Annotated in this window: 14 protein-coding genes; 8 read left to right on the top strand and 6 right to left on the bottom strand. The window is 70.8% G+C overall.

Annotation, left to right across the window (positions count from 1 at the left end; all coding sequences use genetic code 11):
• Nucleotides 1-133: 133 nt before the first annotated feature.
• Entirely contained in the window at nucleotides 134-1,633 is a 1,500-nt protein-coding gene (locus ACIO3R_RS30765; RefSeq protein WP_402110270.1) for an SDR family NAD(P)-dependent oxidoreductase, read from the bottom strand.
• A 302-nt stretch (nucleotides 1,634-1,935) separates the two neighbouring features.
• Here ACIO3R_RS30765 and ACIO3R_RS30760 point away from each other — a divergent pair, with 302 nt between their 5' ends.
• The 5 genes from ACIO3R_RS30760 (at nucleotide 1,936) to ACIO3R_RS30740 (ending at nucleotide 6,863) form a co-directional block, all read left to right on the top strand.
• The gene (locus ACIO3R_RS30760) at nucleotides 1,936-2,838 is read left to right on the top strand and encodes an RNA polymerase sigma factor SigF (RefSeq protein WP_402110269.1); all 903 of its coding nucleotides are present in this window, start codon (nucleotides 1,936-1,938) and stop codon (nucleotides 2,836-2,838) included.
• A gap of 152 nt (nucleotides 2,839-2,990) precedes the next feature.
• A complete protein-coding gene (locus ACIO3R_RS30755) occupies nucleotides 2,991-4,259 on the top strand; it encodes a PP2C family protein-serine/threonine phosphatase (RefSeq protein WP_402110268.1) in 1,269 nt (422 codons plus the stop codon).
• On the top strand, nucleotides 4,249-5,865 hold the full coding sequence (locus ACIO3R_RS30750; RefSeq protein ID WP_385038414.1) for a CHASE3 domain-containing protein: 1,617 nt from the start codon (nucleotides 4,249-4,251) through the stop codon (nucleotides 5,863-5,865). Before ACIO3R_RS30755 ends, ACIO3R_RS30750 begins: the two co-directional genes overlap by 11 nt.
• Complete coding sequence (locus tag ACIO3R_RS30745; protein WP_024492202.1) at nucleotides 5,862-6,305, top strand: response regulator; 444 nt, start codon at nucleotides 5,862-5,864, stop codon at nucleotides 6,303-6,305. Before ACIO3R_RS30750 ends, ACIO3R_RS30745 begins: the two co-directional genes overlap by 4 nt.
• 102 nt (nucleotides 6,306-6,407) lie before the next feature.
• On the top strand, nucleotides 6,408-6,863 hold the full coding sequence (locus ACIO3R_RS30740; protein WP_385038410.1) for an ATP-binding protein: 456 nt from the start codon (nucleotides 6,408-6,410) through the stop codon (nucleotides 6,861-6,863).
• 53 nt (nucleotides 6,864-6,916) lie between these two features.
• Here ACIO3R_RS30740 and ACIO3R_RS30735 read toward each other — a convergent pair whose 3' ends face one another.
• Complete coding sequence (locus ACIO3R_RS30735) at nucleotides 6,917-8,092, bottom strand: PP2C family protein-serine/threonine phosphatase (protein ID WP_385038407.1); 1,176 nt, start codon at nucleotides 8,090-8,092, stop codon at nucleotides 6,917-6,919.
• Nucleotides 8,093-8,172: 80 nt separating this feature from the next.
• On the opposite strand from ACIO3R_RS30735, the gene ACIO3R_RS30730 reads away from it, so the two are divergent.
• Together ACIO3R_RS30730 and ACIO3R_RS30725 are read left to right on the top strand one after the other, a co-directional pair.
• Complete coding sequence (locus tag ACIO3R_RS30730; protein WP_363024709.1) at nucleotides 8,173-8,670, top strand: MarR family transcriptional regulator; 498 nt, start codon at nucleotides 8,173-8,175, stop codon at nucleotides 8,668-8,670.
• Between the two features lie 339 nt (nucleotides 8,671-9,009).
• Nucleotides 9,010-9,342: an STAS domain-containing protein gene (locus tag ACIO3R_RS30725; RefSeq protein ID WP_385038404.1), complete on the top strand. Its 333-nt coding sequence runs from the start codon at nucleotides 9,010-9,012 to the stop codon at nucleotides 9,340-9,342.
• A gap of 73 nt (nucleotides 9,343-9,415) precedes the next feature.
• Here ACIO3R_RS30725 and ACIO3R_RS30720 read toward each other — a convergent pair whose 3' ends face one another.
• The 3 genes from ACIO3R_RS30720 to ACIO3R_RS30710 form a co-directional block, all read right to left on the bottom strand.
• Nucleotides 9,416-11,767 (bottom strand): GH92 family glycosyl hydrolase, encoded by a 2,352-nt coding sequence (locus tag ACIO3R_RS30720; RefSeq protein WP_402110267.1) that lies wholly within the window; start codon nucleotides 11,765-11,767, stop codon nucleotides 9,416-9,418.
• 129 nt (nucleotides 11,768-11,896) lie between these two features.
• A complete protein-coding gene (locus tag ACIO3R_RS30715) occupies nucleotides 11,897-14,578 on the bottom strand; it encodes a PA14 domain-containing protein (protein ID WP_402110265.1) in 2,682 nt (893 codons plus the stop codon).
• A 208-nt stretch (nucleotides 14,579-14,786) separates the two neighbouring features.
• The gene (locus ACIO3R_RS30710) at nucleotides 14,787-15,488 is read right to left on the bottom strand and encodes a (2Fe-2S)-binding protein (protein ID WP_402110262.1); all 702 of its coding nucleotides are present in this window, start codon (nucleotides 15,486-15,488) and stop codon (nucleotides 14,787-14,789) included.
• Between the two features lie 223 nt (nucleotides 15,489-15,711).
• On the opposite strand from ACIO3R_RS30710, the gene ACIO3R_RS30705 reads away from it, so the two are divergent.
• Entirely contained in the window at nucleotides 15,712-17,025 is a 1,314-nt protein-coding gene (locus ACIO3R_RS30705; protein ID WP_402110260.1) for a DMT family transporter, read from the top strand.
• Here the strand turns inward: ACIO3R_RS30705 and ACIO3R_RS30700 are convergent.
• Nucleotides 16,995-18,293 (bottom strand): transglycosylase family protein, encoded by a 1,299-nt coding sequence (locus ACIO3R_RS30700; protein ID WP_402110259.1) that lies wholly within the window; start codon nucleotides 18,291-18,293, stop codon nucleotides 16,995-16,997. The genes ACIO3R_RS30705 and ACIO3R_RS30700 overlap by 31 nt on opposite strands.
• Between the last annotated feature and the right edge of the window lie 115 nt (nucleotides 18,294-18,408).

Below are 18,408 nucleotides of genomic sequence, written 5' to 3'. Positions count from 1 at the left end.
CAAATGAGCGCATCCATGCTCGATGGAACGTGTGCCCTGGGTCACTTTCAGCCACCGCGCACGGAAAAAGACCCGGCCCGGGAAGGTCCCCGGGCCGGGTCCGCGACTACGTGGAGGGGTGCTGCCGCGGCCGCTACCAGTTCGCGGGGGCGTAGTCCTTGAGGAAGCAGCCGTGCAGCGGCTCGCCCGCCTCACCGCGGACGATCGGGTCGTAGACGCGGGCGGCGCCGTCGACCAGGTCGAGCGGGGCGTGGAAGCCCTCCTCGGCCAGCCGGATCTTGTCGGGGTGGGGTCGCTCGTCGGTGATCCAGCCGGTGTCGACGGCGGTCATCAGGATGCCGTCCTTCTCGAACATCTCCTGGGCGCTGGTGCGGGTCAGCATGTTCAGCGCGGCCTTGGCCATGTTGGTGTGCGGGTGGCCCGCACCCTTGTAACCGCGGCCGAACACGCCTTCCATCGCGGAGACGTTGACCACGTAGGAGTGCTTGGCGGCGGTCGCGGCCATCGCCCGGCGGAGCCGGCTGATCAGGATGAACGGCGCGGTCGAGTTGCAGAGCTGGACTTCCAGCAGCTCGATCGGCTCGACCTCGTCGACTGTCTGGATCCAGCTGTTGGTGTGGTGCAGGTCCGGGACGAGCCCGCCCGCGTCGATGGCGGTGCCGGCGGCGATGCGCTCCAGCGACGCGGATCCGGTGACGAGCGCGAGACCGGTGACGTCCTGCGCGCTCAGCCCCTCCTTGCGGGCGGCGGGCAGCGCGGCGACGCGGTCGACGGTGCCGCTGCCGAACGTGCCGATCACCTCGGCGGCGGGAAGTTCGCCCGCGGGCAACGGGGCCGACTCGGCACCGAGCAGCTCGCTGTACGCCTGCGGCGAGCGGCGCACCGTCTGCGCGGCGTTGTTGATCAGGATGTCCAGCGGGCCCTCGGCGGCGACCGAGTCGGCGAGCGCGACGACCTGGGCGGGGTCGCGCAGATCGATGCCGACGATCTTCAGCCGGTGGATCCACTCGTCGCTGTCCGGCATCGCCTTGAAGCGGCGGATCGCGTCGTTGGGGAAGCGGGTGGTGATCGTGGTGTGCGCGCCGTCACGCAGCAGCCGCAGCGCGATGTACATACCGATCTTGGCGCGGCCGCCGGTGAGCAGCGCGCGGCGGCCGGTCAGATCGGTGCGCGCGTCACGGCGGGAGCGGTTCTCCCGGGCGCACGACTGGCAGAGCTGGTGGTAGAACGCGTCCACCTCGACGTACCGCGTCTTGCAGATGTAGCAGGACCGGGGGCGCTGGAGGACGCCCGCGATCTCCGCGGCGGCGGAGGACGACGGCAGGACGCCCTGCGTCTCGTCGTCGATGCGCTCGGCGGACCCGGTCGCGGTGGCCTCGGTGACGGCCTTGTCGTGCGCGGTCTTGGCGGCCCGGCGCTCCTGGCGGCGGCGCTGCTTCACGGTCCGGTAGACACCGGCGGTGGCGCGGCGCACCGCGATGGCGTCCGGGTGGTCGACCTCGATGGCGTCGAGTTCGTCGAGCACACTCAGACAGACGGCCAGCCGCTGCGGGTCGATACCGGGACCGAACTCCTCGATACCGGGCACGAGCTCCTCGGTACCGAGCCCGGGGCCGTCCTCTGTCACCGTCATTGCCGTTCCTCTGTTGCTTGTGCCGCCGGATTCTTCCGGCGGCCGTGGCGCGCCGCCGAGCCGGACTGCACGAGGACTCGCATCCACGGAACTGAGGTCCGGCCGCGGGCTTCCGCGCGAAGCCGCCGCACTGCGGGCCGAACGCCCCCACCAAGTTTGCCATGCTCCGGCGGCTGCTCCATTCGAGCGCCTCGGCCGGGTTCCCCCGAGGGCGCAAAAATGAATCGCATTGATTCGGCATGACCTCGCCGATGCGGGGCACACGAGGGCTGAAGCACTTGGCTAGCAGGAGGGGCGAGAACATGGCGGCCACGACGGAGCAGACCGGCACAGTCCTTGGTGCCACATGCACGTTTTCCGAGCAGACCGGAATCCGTTCGGAGACCGGGACTTCGGAGCTGCCGTGGATCGAGGACACCGGGAAGGTGGCTCCGAAGGACGCCCGCGCCCTTTCGAAGCTGTTCCTCGACCGGCTTCAGGTCCTCGAGGAAGGCACTCACGAGTACCAGTACGCGCGCAACACCCTCATCGAGATGAACCTCTCACTGGTGCGGTACGCCGCCTCCCGGTTCCGCAACCGCGGTGGCGATGACACCGAGGACATCATCCAGGTGGGCACCATCGGGCTGATCAAGGCGATCGACCGGTTCGACCTCTCTCGTGAGGTCGAATTCGCCACCTTCGCGGTCCCCTACATCGTCGGGGAGATCAAGCGCTTCTTCCGGGACACGACCTGGGCCGTGCACGTGCCGAGGCGGCTCCAGGAACTCCGTGTCGACCTGGCGAAGGCGAAGGAACAGCTCTCGGCGGAGCTCGACCGCGATCCGACCGTCAAGGAGCTGGCCGACCTCATCGACCTGCCCGAGGAAGAGATCATCGAGGGGCTCGTCGCGGCCAACGGTTATTCGGCGGGGTCCCTGGACTCCCCCTCGGCCGAGACGGATTCCGGGAGCGACCAGCGGTCGTTCGCCGAAATGATCGGCGAGACCGACCCGGGGATGGAGACCGTCGAGAACCTCCACACGCTGGCGCCGCTGCTGGAACAGCTCGACGAGCGCGAGCGCAGCATCGTGCGGATGCGCTTCGGCCAGGAGATGACGCAGTCCCAGATCGGTGCCGAGCTCGGCGTCTCGCAGATGCATGTGTCACGGCTGCTGGCCCGCATCGTCAAGCAGTTGCGTGCCGGGATGTCCGTCGAGGCCTGACGCCCGACGTCCGAGCGCGTCCGGACAACGGCAACGCAAGTCGCGCATCGCACAGCGACTGAATGACGCCCGCCCTCTCTGGGCGGGCGTCATTCACATATGCTGCCAGGCGACGGCGGGCGGCCCGCTCGATCACGACGAGAGGGTGAGGCGTGGCTGAGACGCGTACTGGCTCCCACGCGCGGCATCCGGTCAGCGCGGTTCTCCCGGCCCAGACCGGGGCTCAGCCTGGCGGCCGGGCCTCCGTGTGGGACGTCAACGCCGCCATCCTGCTGGTCGAGGACGACGCGGGCGACGCCCTGCTCGTCGAGGAGATGCTCGCCGACGGCGAGCTGGACTCCGCACTCACGTGGTGCAAGACGCTGACCGAGGGCCTGACCTTTCTGCGCGCGCACCGGACACCCGTCTGCGTCCTGCTGGACCTGCACCTTCCCGATGTGCATGGGCTGAGCGCCGTCACCCAGATCGTGGAGACCACCCCGGACGCCGCGATCGTGGTGCTGACCGGGCTGGCCGAGGCCGAGGCCGGGCTCGACGCGGTGGCCACCGGCGCGCAGGACTACCTGGTCAAGGGACGGCTCGACCCGCAGGCCCTGTCCCGCGCCGTCCGCTACGCCCTCCAGCGCAAGCAGGTCGAACGGGCGGCGGCGGCCCTGCGCGCCAACCAGCAGATGGCCCAGGAGAACGCCCGCCTCGAACGCGGGCTGCTGCCGGTACCGCTGCTGAACGACGACGGTTTCGAGGCGGTCGCCCGCTACGAGCCCGGCCGGGCCCACGGTCTGCTCAGCGGTGACTTCTACGACGTGGTCCAGACGTCCGACGGCACGGTGCACGCCGTGATCGGTGATGTGTCGGGGCACGGTGCGGCGGAGGCCGCGCTGGGGGTGTGCCTGCGGGTGGCGTGGCGCACGGCTGTGCTGTGCCGCACCGACCAGCTGGAACAGATCGCGCTGCTCGAGGAGATCCTGGTCGCCGAGCGGTCCGACCCGCATGTCTTCGCGACCGTCACCTCGCTCGTCTTCCCGCCCGGCGGTGACCACGTGCGGATCGTGCGGGCGGGGCACCCGGGGCTGCTGCTGCGCCAGGGCACGGACGTCGAGTGGGTGGAGCCCGAGGGCGGCATCGCACTCGGACTGCTGCCCGGTCACGGTCAGTGGATCACCACCGACCTGATGCTGGGGCCCGGCGCCCGTCTCGTACTCTTCAGCGACGGCCTGTTCGAGGGGCGCACCGGCCCCGACACCCGGCTGGGCGAGGACGGACTGCTCGCGATGGCCCGGAGCCGGGCCACGCTGCCGGCCCGCCCGTTCGTCGACGCGCTGGTCGACGGCGCCGCCGACGCGGCGGCTCCCCATGGCGGCCTCGCCGACGACGTGGCCGTGCTGCATCTCGCCTGGAACAGGACACCTCATGACCAATGACTCACCGGCGGACGCCCCGCTGCTCCCGGGTCGGCTGGCCCGGCTGTCGGTCCAGAACTGGGTCCATCTGATCCTGGCCTGCTTCGTCGTGGTCGTGTGCGGCTGTCTGGTCATCGGCGGACTCGTGCTGGCCCGGATATCCGACCGGACCACCGAACTGGTGGACCGCATACAGCCCGCCCGCTCCGCCTCCTTCCAGTTGCAGAACGCGCTGCTCGACCAGGAGACCGGAGTCCGGGGCTACGCCCTCAGCGGCGACCCCGCCTTCCTCCAGCCCTATGCGACGGGCAAGCGCGACGAAGAGCTGCGGCTGGCCCGGGTCCGTTCCGCGATGGGCGGCGCCGAGCCGTACGTCCGCGATCTGGACCGGATCGCGGCAGCTTCCGCGCAGTGGCGCAAGGAGCATGCCGAACCGCTGATCGCCGCCGTCCGCCGCGACGGCCGGCAGAACAGCGCTTCCGCCAGGACCTCCGGGAGCAAGACCGCCTTCGACACGCTGCGCCGGCTCTACACCACACAGCAGTCGCATCTCGACACGGCCCGCGACCACGCCCGCGCCCAGCTCAACGACGCACGCGTCACCCGCGACCGGACCCTGATCGCGCTCGTGGTCTGCTTCGTGATGTGTGTGATCGCCCTCAGCGTGCTGCTGCACCGGGTGGTGGGACGGCCGCTCCACGCGCTGGCCGAGGCCTCCCGGCACGTACGGTCCGGCTCCTTCCGCCGCCGGATCGAGGTGCGTGGCCCGTCCGACGTGAGAGCGGTGGCGGCTGCCGTCGAGGACATGCGGTGCCGGCTGGTCGAGGAGCTCGACGCCGCCACGGAGCGGGAAGAGCTGCTGGCCCAGCAGACGGAGGAGCTCCGCCGTTCCAACTCGGAACTGGAGCAGTTCGCGTACGTCGCCTCGCACGACCTCCAGGAGCCGCTGCGGAAGGTCGCGTCCTTCTGCCAGCTCCTGGAGAAGCGTTACGGGACGGAACTGGACGCGCGCGGCAAGCAGTACATCGACTTCGCGGTCGACGGCGCCAAGCGCATGCAGGTGCTCATCAACGACCTGCTGACCTTCTCCCGGGTGGGCCGGGTCCACGACAGCTGGAACACCGTCGACCTCGACCGCTCCCTGGACCGGGCGCTCGCCAATCTGACGCTGGTCGTCGAGGAGTCGGGCACCACGGTCGTCCGCGAGGACCCGCTGCCCGAGGTGAACGGCGACGGCACGACCCTCGCCATGATCTGGCAGAACCTGATCGGGAACGCCGTGAAGTTCCGCCGTCCGGACGAACCGTGCGTGATCACGGTCGGCTGTGTCCGGGAGGACGACGTCTGGCACTTCACCGTGACGGACAACGGAATCGGAATCGCACCCGAGTTCACCGAGAAGGTCTTCGTGATCTTCCAACGGCTGCACGCCCGTGACGAGTACGACGGCACGGGGATCGGACTGGCCCTCTGCCGCAAGATCATCGAGTTTCACGGCGGCCGGATCTGGATTGATCCCGAACCCCGCCGGGGCACCCGCATCCACTTCAACCTGCCGGTCGGGGACGACGGTTCCCCGGCCGAGGCCGCAGCCCCAACCGCCGAGATCCCCGGAGATGCCGCGTGACCCATCCCGCACAGCCCATCGAGGTCCTGCTCGTCGAGGACGACCCCGGTGACGAGCTGATGACACGTGAGGCGTTCGAGGACAACAAGATCCGCAACACCCTCCACGTGGTCCGTGACGGACAGGAGGCGCTCGACTTCCTCTACCGCCGCGGCGAGCACGGCGAGGCGCCGCGCCCCGACCTGATCCTGCTCGACCTGAACCTGCCCAAGTACGACGGGCGCCAGGTGCTGGAGCAGATCAAGCAGGACCCGGAACTCTCCCTCATCCCCGTGGTCGTGCTGACGACGTCCTCCGCGGAGGAGGACATCCTGCGCAGCTACAAACTGCACGCCAACGCCTACGTCACGAAGCCGGTCGACCTCGATCAGTTCATCGCGGCGGTCCGCCAGATCGACGAGTTCTTCGTGACCGTGGTCCGGCTTCCCGGACGTGCGTAAAATCTGCTGACACCGGCCGGGAGTGGGATCTCCCGGCGCGGGTACACGAGCAGCGAGAAGAGGGGCCCTCACGGCCTCCCCGCAGCGCCCTGGCTGGAGCACATGAACGATCAGGCCATCTCACGGCCGGACGACTCACCGATGAGCCGTCCGCCCACGGAGACACTGCACGCCGCCGAGGTGTTCGACGGCGAGCCCGGGTGCATCTCTCTGGCGCGGAGTCTGGCCGACCGTTTTCTCGCACGGCTCGTCTCCGAGTGGATGGCCGTGCTCGGCACCCACACCCGCAACGATCTGATGCTGGCCGTGAGCGAACTGGTCACCAACGCCGACCGCTACAGCCACGGCCCCTACCTGCTGGAGCTGGAGGGCACGGCCGAGCGGATCAGCGTCACCGTGTACGACAGCAGCAGCGCGCTCCCGGTCTTCTACTCCCCCGACCCGAGCCGGCTGGGCGGTCACGGCATGGAGATCGTGGTGGCCCTGTGCGACCGGCTGACGGCCGAGCGGGTCCCGGTGGGCAAGCGCATCCGCGCCGAGTTCACCCTCAGCAGCTGATCCGGGCCGCTCCGGCGGGTCCCCGGTTCCGGCGGCCCACTGGCCCGCGGCGGTCAGCCCTCGCCGTCGTGCCTGCCGAACCAGTCGATGCAGACGACCAGCGCGTCGTCGAGCGAATCCGACTGGCGGTAGTCCGCGAGTTCACGCAGCACGGCGCCCGGCACCGAGGCGGCGGGCAGCAGCCGCGTCGCGAGGACCGCCCTGGCCAGGCCCCGCTCCACGTAGACCTCACCGAGCGGCGAGACGGTGTCGTACACCCCGTCGCTGACGAGCAGCAGCCGGTCGCCGGGGGCCAGCTGGAGGTGCTGGACGTCGTACCGCGACTCCTCGAACATGCCGAGCGGCAGCTGCGCGTCCAGTTCGACGCGGGCGACCTTCCTGCCCCGCAACCGCCACAGCTGCGGGGAGCCGGCGTCCACCGCGCCGACCGTTCCGGTGGCGAGGTCGAAGCGGAGCAGCAGGGTGGACACATGGGCGCCGCCGCGATGCTGGTCGTAGAGCGCCTGGTCGGCGAGTGCGGCCTGGTCCGCGATGCCGATGCCGGCCCTTCTGGCGTTGCGCAGGGCGTTCACGGCGAGGTTGGTGAGCAGGGAGGCCTGGATGCCCTCGCCCATGCCGTTGGTCACGGAGACAGTCAGCTGGTCGCCGTCCGCGGCCCAGTCGAAGTTGTCGCCGTGGATGGCGTAGGCCGGCTCCAGCTGGGCGCCGATGGCGTACTCGGCCGCGGTGAACGCGCGGGCGGGGAGCAGTTGCCACTGCATCTCCGCGGCCAGGGTGAGCCGGGCGATGCGGCGGGCGCCCTGGTACAGGTCGGTGTCCCGTTCGGCGACGATGATCTCGTGGCCCAGCAGGTCGGCCACCTGGGTCAGCTCGTCCATGGTCCGCGGAGTGGAGCCTCCTGCCGGGAGGCGGACGGTGAGGATGCCGAGGCGCTCGCCCCGTACGGTGACGGGGAAGTGGTGGTCGACGGCGCCGCCGCGGCCCGCCGGCTCCTCGTGCGGGAGCTGGCTGCCGAACGCCCGGCCCTGTGGGCTGTTGTGCATCGACAGGGTGCGTTCACGCCCCGTCGTGGAGCCGACCGGCTTGAGCACCGTCATTCCGTAGTCCGCCAGCAGCAGTTCCACCGACCGGGCGTCGTACGCCGCGGCGAGTGCGCTGCGCACCGTCTCGACCAGGGCGTGCGGTGCGGCCGCGCGTACGGCTCTCTCGATTTCGGTACGGACGTTCACGGTCTTGCGCTCATTCCTCTTCGGGTCGCGGGGGCCGGGCCGGGCTGACAGGAAGGTGTGCTGGATGAAAGAGTGGATGGATGCGCCACCGTTCCGACCCTCCTCACCGCCTCGAGCGGGTGTCCGAGGACGTGTGTGCCGCATCCGAACTGCTGGAGGTGCTGTGGGGCCGCGGCCAGGAAGCCGCACCTCCGGGCACGGTGTCGACCTCTCAGCTGCGGGCTCTCCTCGTCATCGAGAAGCAGGAGGGCAGCAACCTCCGCTCGCTCGGTGAGGCGCTCGGCTCGCGGGCTCCGTCGGTGAGCCGGCTCTGCGACCGGATGGAGGCCATGGGCCTCGTCCAGCGGGACCCGAGCCAGACGAGCCGCCGTGAGGTCGAGCTGCGGCTGACCGGGCGGGGCCGCGCCCTGCTGGAGGAGTACCGGGCGATCCGCACGCGTGAGCTCTCCGCCGTGCTGGAGCGGATGCAGCCCTCCGACGTGGCGGCGCTCGCCGGGGGGCTGGCTGCCTTCCGTTCGGCCGCGGCGCAGCGCCTCACAGCCGACCGGCTCCGTGACGACATCGCGGACAGCGCCTGAGCCGTGTCCGCGAAGTCCCGCCGGCCCTGCCCTTCGGGCGGACGAGTCGACGTTGCGGACACGCCCCAGCCCGGATTGACGCGGCACTAGCTTCATCGAGCCCCTGCTTCCGCGTTTCCGAGGCACTCCCCGAGGGGATGCGTCCATTCATCGTTCAAGTACAGATTGTTGCCCCACGGAGAATGTTGTCAAATGACAACTATTACTTCTATCGTTGGCCTCCACCCGCCGCGAGCAGGACGGACATGCACCGGACCGTCCGCGTCAACCGGTGTTCTCCCCCGCCGTCCAGTGCATCATGAGGTGACCGTGCTCCCATCCCCCAGCGCCGGCAGAGCCATGAGAATCGTCCCACGTGAGGACCGGGGGGCGCTCGTACTCGCCGTGACCGGTGATCTCGACATCGACAACGTCGCCCCGCTCGGGGCCGCCCTGGAGAACGCGGCAGCGGGCGGGGAAGGTCCCGTCGTCGTCGACCTCTCGGACGTGAGTTTCGCGGACTCGACGACGGTCAACGTGCTGCTCCAGGGGCAGACCCTGCTGGGTCCCCGGCTGCGGCTCGCCGAGCCGTCCCCGTTCATGGAGCGGCTCATCGGGTTGCTGGGCCTCGACAGCGCGCTGCCGGTCTTCGCGACCGTCGCGGAGGCGATCGGCTCCCCGCTGCCCCGCTGAACCCCGAACGCCGGGCGCCCTTCCCCCTTGGTGCGGGGGAAGGGCGCCCGGCGTTTGCCGCGGACCGGCCGGGTCAGCCCAGCGCGGGCGGAGCGTCCTCGGGCGCGGTGCCCCAGGCCGACGGCTCGCTGCCCACCGTGAAGGAGAGCGAGCGGGCCGAGCGGATGTCGTCCGTGGTGAGGTAGGTGCGCGACTGCCGCGCACCGTCGAGCCGGGCCGACTGGATGTAGCGGTCGGTGTCCGATGCCCCGGGCGCGCTCACCGTGAGCGCGCCGCGCGGGTAGTACCGGCGGTCGAGCTCGATGTCGACGCGCTCGAACGCCGGCGTGGAGAGACCCCAGGTGTCGGTGCCCGGCTGGACCGGGAAGACGCCGATCGAGGAGAGCACCATCCAGGCGGACATGGTGCCCAGGTCGTCATTGCCCGTCATGCCGGTCGGGCCGTTGGTGAAGAGCGTCAGGGCCGCGTGGACCACATCGGTCGTCTTCCACGGCTGGCCGGTGGAGAGATAGGTGTACGGGGCGATGAGGTCGGGCTCGTTCTGCGGGTTGTACTTGTCGGCGTTGTAGTACGCGTACGGGCCGTTGACCCACACCTCACGGGCGGTCTTCGCGGGGTCGTCCAGCAGCTTGTCGTACGCGAAGAAGGAGTCGAGCCGCTGGTTGGCGGCGTCCTTGCCGCCGATCAGGTCGACCATGCCGGGGATGTCCTGCGGCACCATCCACTGGTACTGCCAGGACGTGCCCTCGTGGAAGCCCTCGCTCTCGGCCGGGTCGGCGGGACCGGTGAAGGCGCCGGAGGCGTCGCGGGCGCGGAAGTAGCCGGTCGACGGGTCGAAGATCTTCCGGTAGTTCTGGGCGCGGGCGTCGTAGCGGGCGGCGTCGGCGTCATGGCCGAGGTCGCGGGCCATCTCGGCGAGCATTCCGTCGGAGAGGGCGTACTCCAGGGTCGCGGAGGCGCCGTGGTCGTAGTCCGAGTCGCCGGGCTTGGCGTGCTGACGGCCCTTGATGTACGGGGCGAAGCCGTCCTTCAGGTACTCGACGTTGGCTTCCCTGCCGACCGGGGCCGAGTCCGCGGCCGGCACGCCGTCCGCGTTCTTCTTCAGCGCGCGGTAGGCCTGTTCCTCGTACCCCTTCAGCAGGCCCTGCTGGTAGGCGTTGGTCAGGAAGGGCGTGACCGGGTCGCCGGTCATGATGTTCGTCTCGACCGTGCCGTAGCCCCACTTGGGCAGCCAGCCGCTCTCGGCGTCGATCCGCAGGACGGATATCGCCATGTCGCGGGACTCGCGCGGGGCGAGCAGCGAGAGGAGCTGGGCCTGGGTCCGGTAGGTGTCCCAGAGGGACCAGTTCTGGTAGTACGTGAAGCCCTTGGCCTTGTGGGTCTTCTGGTCCCAGCCGGTGTAGCGGCCGTCGACGTCGCTGCCGACGTTGGGCGCGAGGAAGGACCGGTAGAGGGACGAGTAGAAGGTGCGGCGCAGCTCGTCGCCGCCGCCCTGGGCCTTCACGCCTTCGAGGCGGTCCTCCCAGCTGCGCTGCGCCGCGCGCTCGACGCGGTCGAAGCTGCGGCCGCCCTCGGCGCGGAGGTTGAGCGCGGCGCCCTTGGCGTCGACGTAGCTCAGCGCCGTGGTGGCCTCTACGGTCCGGTCCTTGCTGGTGTCGAAGCGGAGCCAGGCGCCGTTGCGGGCGTCGGTGGCGGAGGACTTCCGGGAGCCCTCGGTGACGGTGTCGCCGTTCCAGGTGCCCGAGGTGGTGAACGGCCGGTCGAAGTGGGTGACCATGTAGACCGTGTACGGCTTGGTGTCCTGGCAGAAGCCGCTGCCGGTGATCGCGGTGCGCACGGTGCGGCTGTCGAGGATCTCGACCTCGGACGAGAGTGTTCTGTGCAGCGACTGGCCCGCGTTGAGCAGGACGTTGGCCTTGTCGGTGGCCGGGAAGGTGTAGCGCTGCACACCGGTGCGCTGCGTCGCGGTCAGTTCCGCGCCGATGCCGGTGCTGAGCCCGACCTTGTAGTAGCCGGGGCTCGCCTTCTCGTCGTCGTGGCTGAACTCGGCGGCGTACTTCGCGTAGTCGGTCTCGGTGACGTCGCCGGTGGTGGGCAGGGTCGGCAGGTCGCCGCCGAGACCGCAGCCGACGCCGGAGAGATGGACCGCGGAGAAGCCGCGGATGTGGTTCTCGCCGTAGTCGTAACCGGTGTTGTGACCGGTGTCCGGGGAGAGCTGCACCATGCCGAAGGGCACGGAGGCACCGGGGTAGGTGTTGCCCTCGTTCTGGGTGCCGATGAACGGGTTGACCAGATCGGTCAGCCGGCCGTCGGTCCGGGGCGCGGCCTGGGCCGTGGCCCCGCCGGTGAGGACACCGCCCAGGAGCGCGGCGGCGGCGAGTGCGGCCGCCGGGCCGCGCAGTCGCGGCCGTGGGGTCCGGTGCATGGGGTTACTCCTTCGGACAACGTTGTCAGAGCGCGATCATTCTTGGTTCCCCGCCGACCCGCGTCAAGGGGTCGGACGGTGCCGCTCCGGCCCGCCCGCGCACGGGACGGGCCGGAGCGGCACCGGTGGTCAGGCCGCGGGGCAGCCCGCGACGACCGGTTGCGACGCGTCGCGGATCAGCGCCTGCTGGGCGTCGTGGACCCTCTTCACATCGGGTTTGACGACCCTGCGGTCGTAGGTGAGCAGCCCGTTCAGCTCGCCCTCGACGTCCGAGATCTGCGTGTACACCGCGCCGTTGCTCCCCTTGCAGGCGAGCGCGTGCACCTCGTCGAGCTTGGCGAGGTAGTCGTCGGTGTAGGTGGCCGGGTCGACCGCGATGTACGACTGCTGCACGGCCCAGGCATGGCCCGGCACCGCGAGCCCCAGTCCGCCGTACTCACCGCTGATCAGGGCCCGTTGACCGTCCGGCTTCGGGAGTGCGGGGCTCGGGTAGCCGTGCTCGTCGATGAGGTCCCCGGTGCCTCCGTCGACGCCCAGGTTGATCCCGGACATGCTGTTGACCAGGCGCGTCGGGTCCCAGGATTTGGCCTGGTCGGCGATGCGGGCCTCGTCGTACTGGCCCCAGCCCTCGTTGAAGGTGACCCACATGACGACGGACGGGTGGCTGGAGTGTTCGTCGATCATCTCCTTCATCTCGTGCTCGTACTCCGCACGGGCGGCGGCCGACGGGTTGACGGTGTTCATGGCCGGCATGTCCTGCCAGACCATCAGGCCCAGCTTGTCCGCCCAGTAGAACCAGCGGTCGGGTTCGACCTTGATGTGCTTGCGGACCGAGTTGAAGCCCATCTCCTTGTGCATCCTCAGGTCGTACGCGAGTGCCTCGTCGGTGGGCGCGGTGTGCAGCCCGTCCGGCCAGAACCCCTGGTCGAGGGTGGCCATCAGGAACACCGGCTTGCCGTTGAGGACGGTGCGCGGGGTGCCGTTCACCTTCTCGACGGCGATGGACCGCATCCCGAAGTAGCTGCCGACCCGGTCGGATCCGACGGTGACGTCGAGCCGGTAGAGGTGTGGGTCGTCGGCGGACCACAGGTGCGGGTGCGGGACGGGCACCTTCAGCGCCGATCCGGTCCGGCCGGTGGCCGTGCCCACCTTGCGCCTGCCGTCGTACGCGGTCGCCGTGACCGGGACCCCGTCCCGCACGCCGCGCGCCTCGACGGTGACGCTCGCGCCCGGGACGTCCGGGGTGAGCTTCAGCGAGTCCGCGTGGTCGGCGGCGACCGGCTCCATCCACACCGTCTGCCAGATGCCGGAGGACGGGGTGTACCAGATGCCGCTCGGGTCGAGGCGCTGCTTGCCCATCGGCGGGTTCTCGCCGTCCTTGGCGTCGGTCGGGTCGTAGACGCCGACGATCAGCTCCTGGGTACGGCCGGGCTTGAGCGCGTCGGTGACATCGGCGCTGAACTTGTCGTAGCCGCCCTTGTGTTCGACGACGCGCCTGCCGTTGACGTACACCTCGGCCTGCCAGTCAACGGCGCCGAAGTTGAGCTGGAGCCGCTTGCCGGAGCCGACCTTCCAGTTCTTCGGAACGGTGAAGGTGCGGCGGTACCACATGCGGTCCTCGTGCCGCTCGATCCCGGAGAGCTGGGACTCGACCGGGTAGGGGACGAGGATCTTCTCGCGGAGCTTCCTGCCGACCGGGGGCAGCTCCCCCGCCTTCGCCGCGGCGAACTCCCAGGAGCCGTTGAGGTTCTGCCAGTTGTCGCGGGTGAGCTGGGGACGCGGGTACTCGGGGAGGGCGTTCTTCGGCCCCACCTCGTCGGCCCATTTCGTGGTCAGCTCGTGCGTGGAGCGGTTCGGCCCGCTGGACCAGAAGGCGCCGACCCGCTTGCCGTCCGCGCCGGCCAGTGCGCCGTCCCCGTCGTAGCGGATGTCGGCCAGGCCCGTGGCGTCCCCTGCCTTGTTGCCCACGACCGGTTCCTTGAGGGCGACGGTCAGGCTGCGCGGGTCCTTCGGGTCGGCCTTGACCGCGCCGAGCGGCCACTCGGCCCCGCCGATCACCGCGTCCAGGTGGTTCACCAGGCCGGCCGGTAGCTTCCCGAGCTTCTGTGCGAAGTCCAGCTTGAGGGTGCGGCCGTCGGCGAGCACGGTGGCGGCGATGGCCCCGTCGTACGCGAAGTCGTCGGGCAGCCGGAAGGCGGACTGCGGCACCGGGACCTTGGTGCCGCCCGGTTCGGTCCACTTCAGGTGGAGGTTGGAGCCGCCCTCGTGCTCGAAGTACTCGACCTTGAAGTCGTAGGCGGTCCCCGCGGTCAGCTCGACCGGCTGGGAGGTCTGCTCCTTCTCCCAGTCGTCGACCCAGTGGTCGATGACCGGCTTCCCGTCGATCCAGAGCCGGAAGCCGTTGTCCCCGATCATGGAGAAGATGTGGGCTCCGGACTTCTCCGGCACGATCTTGCCGGTCCACCGGACGCTGGCGTCGTCGGACTGTCCGGTGGCCGAGGCCAGCCGCGACTCCAGGGTCGGGAAGTCGATGCCCGGGTCGAACCCGGTGGCCTTGAGCTCCCCGAAGTCGAAGGCGCCCGGGGCGGACTGGGTGTAGTACTCCCCCTTCAGCCCGTGCACGTCGGCCGGGCCCCCGGGGTCCTGATCGGCCGCCGAGGCGGCAGGTACGGCGGACAGTCCCGCGGCGCCGACGACGGCGGCGAGGAGCAGGACCAACTTCTTTCTGATGCGCACGGATCCTCCTTGTGAGGAAGGGTGGCGGCTCGTTGCAACAGGATGTACAACGTTGGAAGGAATGGCAGTTGGCATGACAGCACGACGGATGCGGCGCTGTCCAGGTCCATGACAATCCCCTGTACGGAGGGAGCAACACCGGTCGGACCAGCGGCACATGGACGTGGAACGGGGTACGGCGCGACCCCGCCGCGCCACCCTTCGGCACGCCCGCGACCAGCCACGCGGTACGCCGCAGAGCACTTCACGAAACGCGGGACGGACTGGACTCCTCGCGCACGGCTCAGGTGCGCGGCGGCGTTCCGGGGGCGCTGTCGAAGACGCAGTCACCGCACAGGCCGCCGCCCGGACCGCGGTAGTAGAGACAGCAGGTGCGCCGGCGGAAACCCGGGCCGTGCGGAGCGCCGGTGCCGCGCAGAGCGGGGTGGCCGAAGAGTTCGGCCGCCAGGGTGCGGGTCCGTGCGGCGACGTCCGGCCGGCCGTGCGTACGCGCCCAGCTGATCAGCTGGCGTACGGCTCCGGCCAGCGCGGATCCGGCGTTGCCCCACAGGAGCCGGGACGAGACGGCCGTGTCGCGGCGGACCGCCTCGGCGAGCGGTTCCAGATGGCCGTACTGGACGACGTCCCTGATCCGGTCCGCGGTGCCCGGCAGCAGCGCGGCGGACTCCGTCCACAGGTCGTCGGGCGCCTGCTGACGGGGGTCCCAGTGCAGGTTCTCCGCCCGCAGGTCGGGGAAGCGGCCCGAGAGCGCCGCCGGTCCCAGCGCGGTGGACCACAGCCGTGCGGCCAGCCCCAGCTGCGTGACCGAGGCGGCGACCCGGCGCTCGGACGTTCCGAGCCGCTCCGCGACGGTGTCGATCCGGGAGGTGAGCGGTGCGGTGTCGCCCGCGTACAGGCGGGCCAGCGCGCGGTGCGCGCCGTCCGGCGACGGAGTCTCCCGCAGCCCGAAGAACGCGCTCACCGAGGCCGCTTCCGGCTCGTCCATCGTGCTGCCGCCCTCCGCTCCCCGGCCACCTGTCGTGATGCCGCGGACACCAGGAGTGCCACGGCTCGCGGCTCACCGTATCCGTACGGGATGATCGTTCTGACGCCGGCCGCAGGGGGGACTACCGTCGGGAGGAGGACACCGTAACCACTGCCGTACTACCAAAGCAGTACGCCGGATCGCCGTCTCAAGGACGACGACGCGGCGGCTTTGAAGGGCCATCGTGGTGTACATGAGTTCCCTCGCGCTGTCCGTGCTGCTGTCACTGGTCTCCGCGGTCGCCTACGCGGCCGGCGCGATCGTCCAGGAGCGCGTCGCCACGGCCTCCGACGGCCGCTCGCTCGCCCCGCTGCGCGACCGTGTCTGGTGGGGTGCGGTGGCGCTGAACGGCGTGGGAGCGCTGCTGCACGTGGTGGCGCTGGCCTACGGTCCGCTGAGCCTCGTACAGCCCCTGGGCGCCCTGACCATAGTCTTCGCCCTGCCGATGGCCGCTCTCTTCGTCCGCCGCAGGGCCGGGGCCACGGCCTGGCGCGGCGCGGTCATGGCGACCGTGGGACTGGCCGGTCTGCTCGCCCTCACCGGAAGCTCCGACGCGCACACCCTGGGCGGCCCGCAGCAGCTGATGCTCGGCTCGGTGACGTTCGGCGCGGTGGCGGCGCTCGTCCTGCTCTCGAAGGCGATGCGCCGGCCGGTGATGCGGAGTGTGGTCCTGGCCGGGGCCGCCGGTGTGGCGTTCGGTATCGCCTCGGTGTTCACCAAGACCGTGGCCATGGAGTGGACCTCGGGCTCGGTGGGGACCGGGCTGCCGACCCTGCTGGTGATCGCGGCCCTCGCCGCCACCGGCCTGCTGCTGTCCCAGGCCGCGTACCGGGGCGCGGGCCTGACCGCCCCGCTCGCCACGGTGACCGTGGCGAACCCGGTGGTCGCGGCGGCCGTCGGCCTCACGCTGTTCGGTGAGACGTTCCGGCACGGCACCACGGGCGCGCTGCTCGCCGCCGTCTGCGGGGCCGTCGCGGCCGGCGGGCTGATCCTGCTCACCACGGAGCGGATGGGCGCGGAGCGCCGGCGGGGTCAGGAGGCGGCAGGCAGCGGGGAACCGGAGGCCGGGGAGAGCGCGGACGGGAGGCCGCAGGCCACCACCTCGCCGGACGTGCCCGGAGCCTCTCCCGTACCCGGCGCGGGGGCAGGGGATTTCGGCGGGCCCGCCGGCTCACCGGACCCGGCGGGCACCGTGCGGCAGCCGGCCGGGGCGGCGTCGGCCGTGGTCGCGTTTCCCGAGCCCGCGGGGCCGGCGCGGCCGGTTCCGGAATCGTTTCCCGGCCCGCTGTCCCGGCCTGTACGGATGCCGCCGGAGCGCCGGTTGGGGCAGGTCGGGTTCGGCCCGGTCCCGCGGCCGCACACCGCCGCCGCGCGACGCGGCGGTTCGCCCGCCGGGTCCACGGCCTCGCCCGCCGCTGCCGGCGCCACAGCCGTGAAGGCGGATGACGCCGGGCAGGGCGGGACACTTCAGACCTTGACGCCGCCCGCCCTGAGGTAGGCCAGCGGGTCGATGTCGGAGCCGTACTCGGGGCCGGTGCGGACCTCGAAGTGCAGGTGCGGACCCGTCACATTGCCGGTGGCGCCGGAGCGGGCGATGCGCTGGCCCGCACCGACATGCTGTCCCGCGCGCACGTGGAGCGCCGAGAGATGCGCGTACTGGCTGTACTTGCCGTCGCTGTGCCGGATGACGATCTGGTATCCGTACGCCCCGCCCCAGCCCGCCGTGACGACCGTGCCGGAGGCCATCGCCTTGACCGAGGTGCCGGTGGGAACCGGGAAGTCGACGCCGGTGTGGTAGCCGCTCGACCAGGAACCGGCCTGCCGGTACTGGGTGCCCGTACGGGCTTCGATCGGGGCGGTGATCCCGGCGTGCTTCACGGTCTGCGCCGGCTTGTGGGTCTGCGTCTTCTTCGGCGCCGGCTTGGCCTGCTGCTTGGGCTGGGCCGCCTGTTTCGGGTGCGACTGCTGCGGTGTCCGCTTCGGCTCCGGCTGCGCCGACCGCTTCGGCGCGGCCTGCCGGGCCGCGGGCTTCGGGTCCGCCTTCGGGGCGGCCTTCGTGCTCGCCCTCGGGGTCCCGGCCAGGTCGAGGCTCAGCCGCTGGCCGGGGAAGATCAGGTCCGGGTCGTCACCGACGACCTTGCGGTTCGCGGTGTAGAGCCGCTGCCAGCCGCCGAGGTCGCGGTCCGCCGCTATCCCGGACAGCGAGTCGCCGCTCGCCACGGTGTACGAGTCGTGCTTGCCCGGCACCGTCGTCGGTGTGGCGGGTGCCGGGGTCTGCTTCGCCCGGACCTTGGCGGGCGCCGGGGTACTGGCGCCGGTGGACGTCCGCTTCGGCGACGCGACCTTGACCGTCCGCTCGCTCTGCGGGCTGACGTCGGGAGAGTCACCGCCCCGCGTCAGTCCGGCCCGCGTGGAGCAGACCGGCCAGGCACCCGGCCCCTGCCCCTTCAGCACCTTCTCCGCGATGGCTATCTGCTCGTCCCTGCTGGCCAGGTCGGCGCGTGGCGCGTAGTCCGCACCGCCGTACGCCGACCAGGTCGACCGGGTGAACTGCAACCCGCCGAAGTAGCCGTTCCCGTTGTTGATGTGCCAGTTCCCGGTGGACTCGCACGCGGCCACCTTCTCCCACACATCCACTGACGCGGCACCCGCCGACGCAGCGGTGATCAGCGGCAGGGCTAACCCAGCACCGCCCGCCGTGACCAGCACCGAGGCACGGTTGATGCGGCTCGGCTGGTATCTGCGGTGCCGTCCGTTCGCGGCCATGACTTGGCTCCCCCACTGACAGTAGGACACGTCGCAAGCGGTCAACTTATGTGCTGACAACGGGTGATGACAAGAGCGCGACCGGTGACCCGCTCCAACGCCCGCGCAACCGTTC

Source organism: Streptomyces sp. NPDC087428, from assembly GCF_044744085.1.
Lineage (GTDB): Bacteria > Actinomycetota > Actinomycetes > Streptomycetales > Streptomycetaceae > Streptomyces.
The sequence above is the reverse complement of the archived record's forward strand: the minus strand, read 5'-3'. Positions and strand labels throughout refer to the sequence as shown.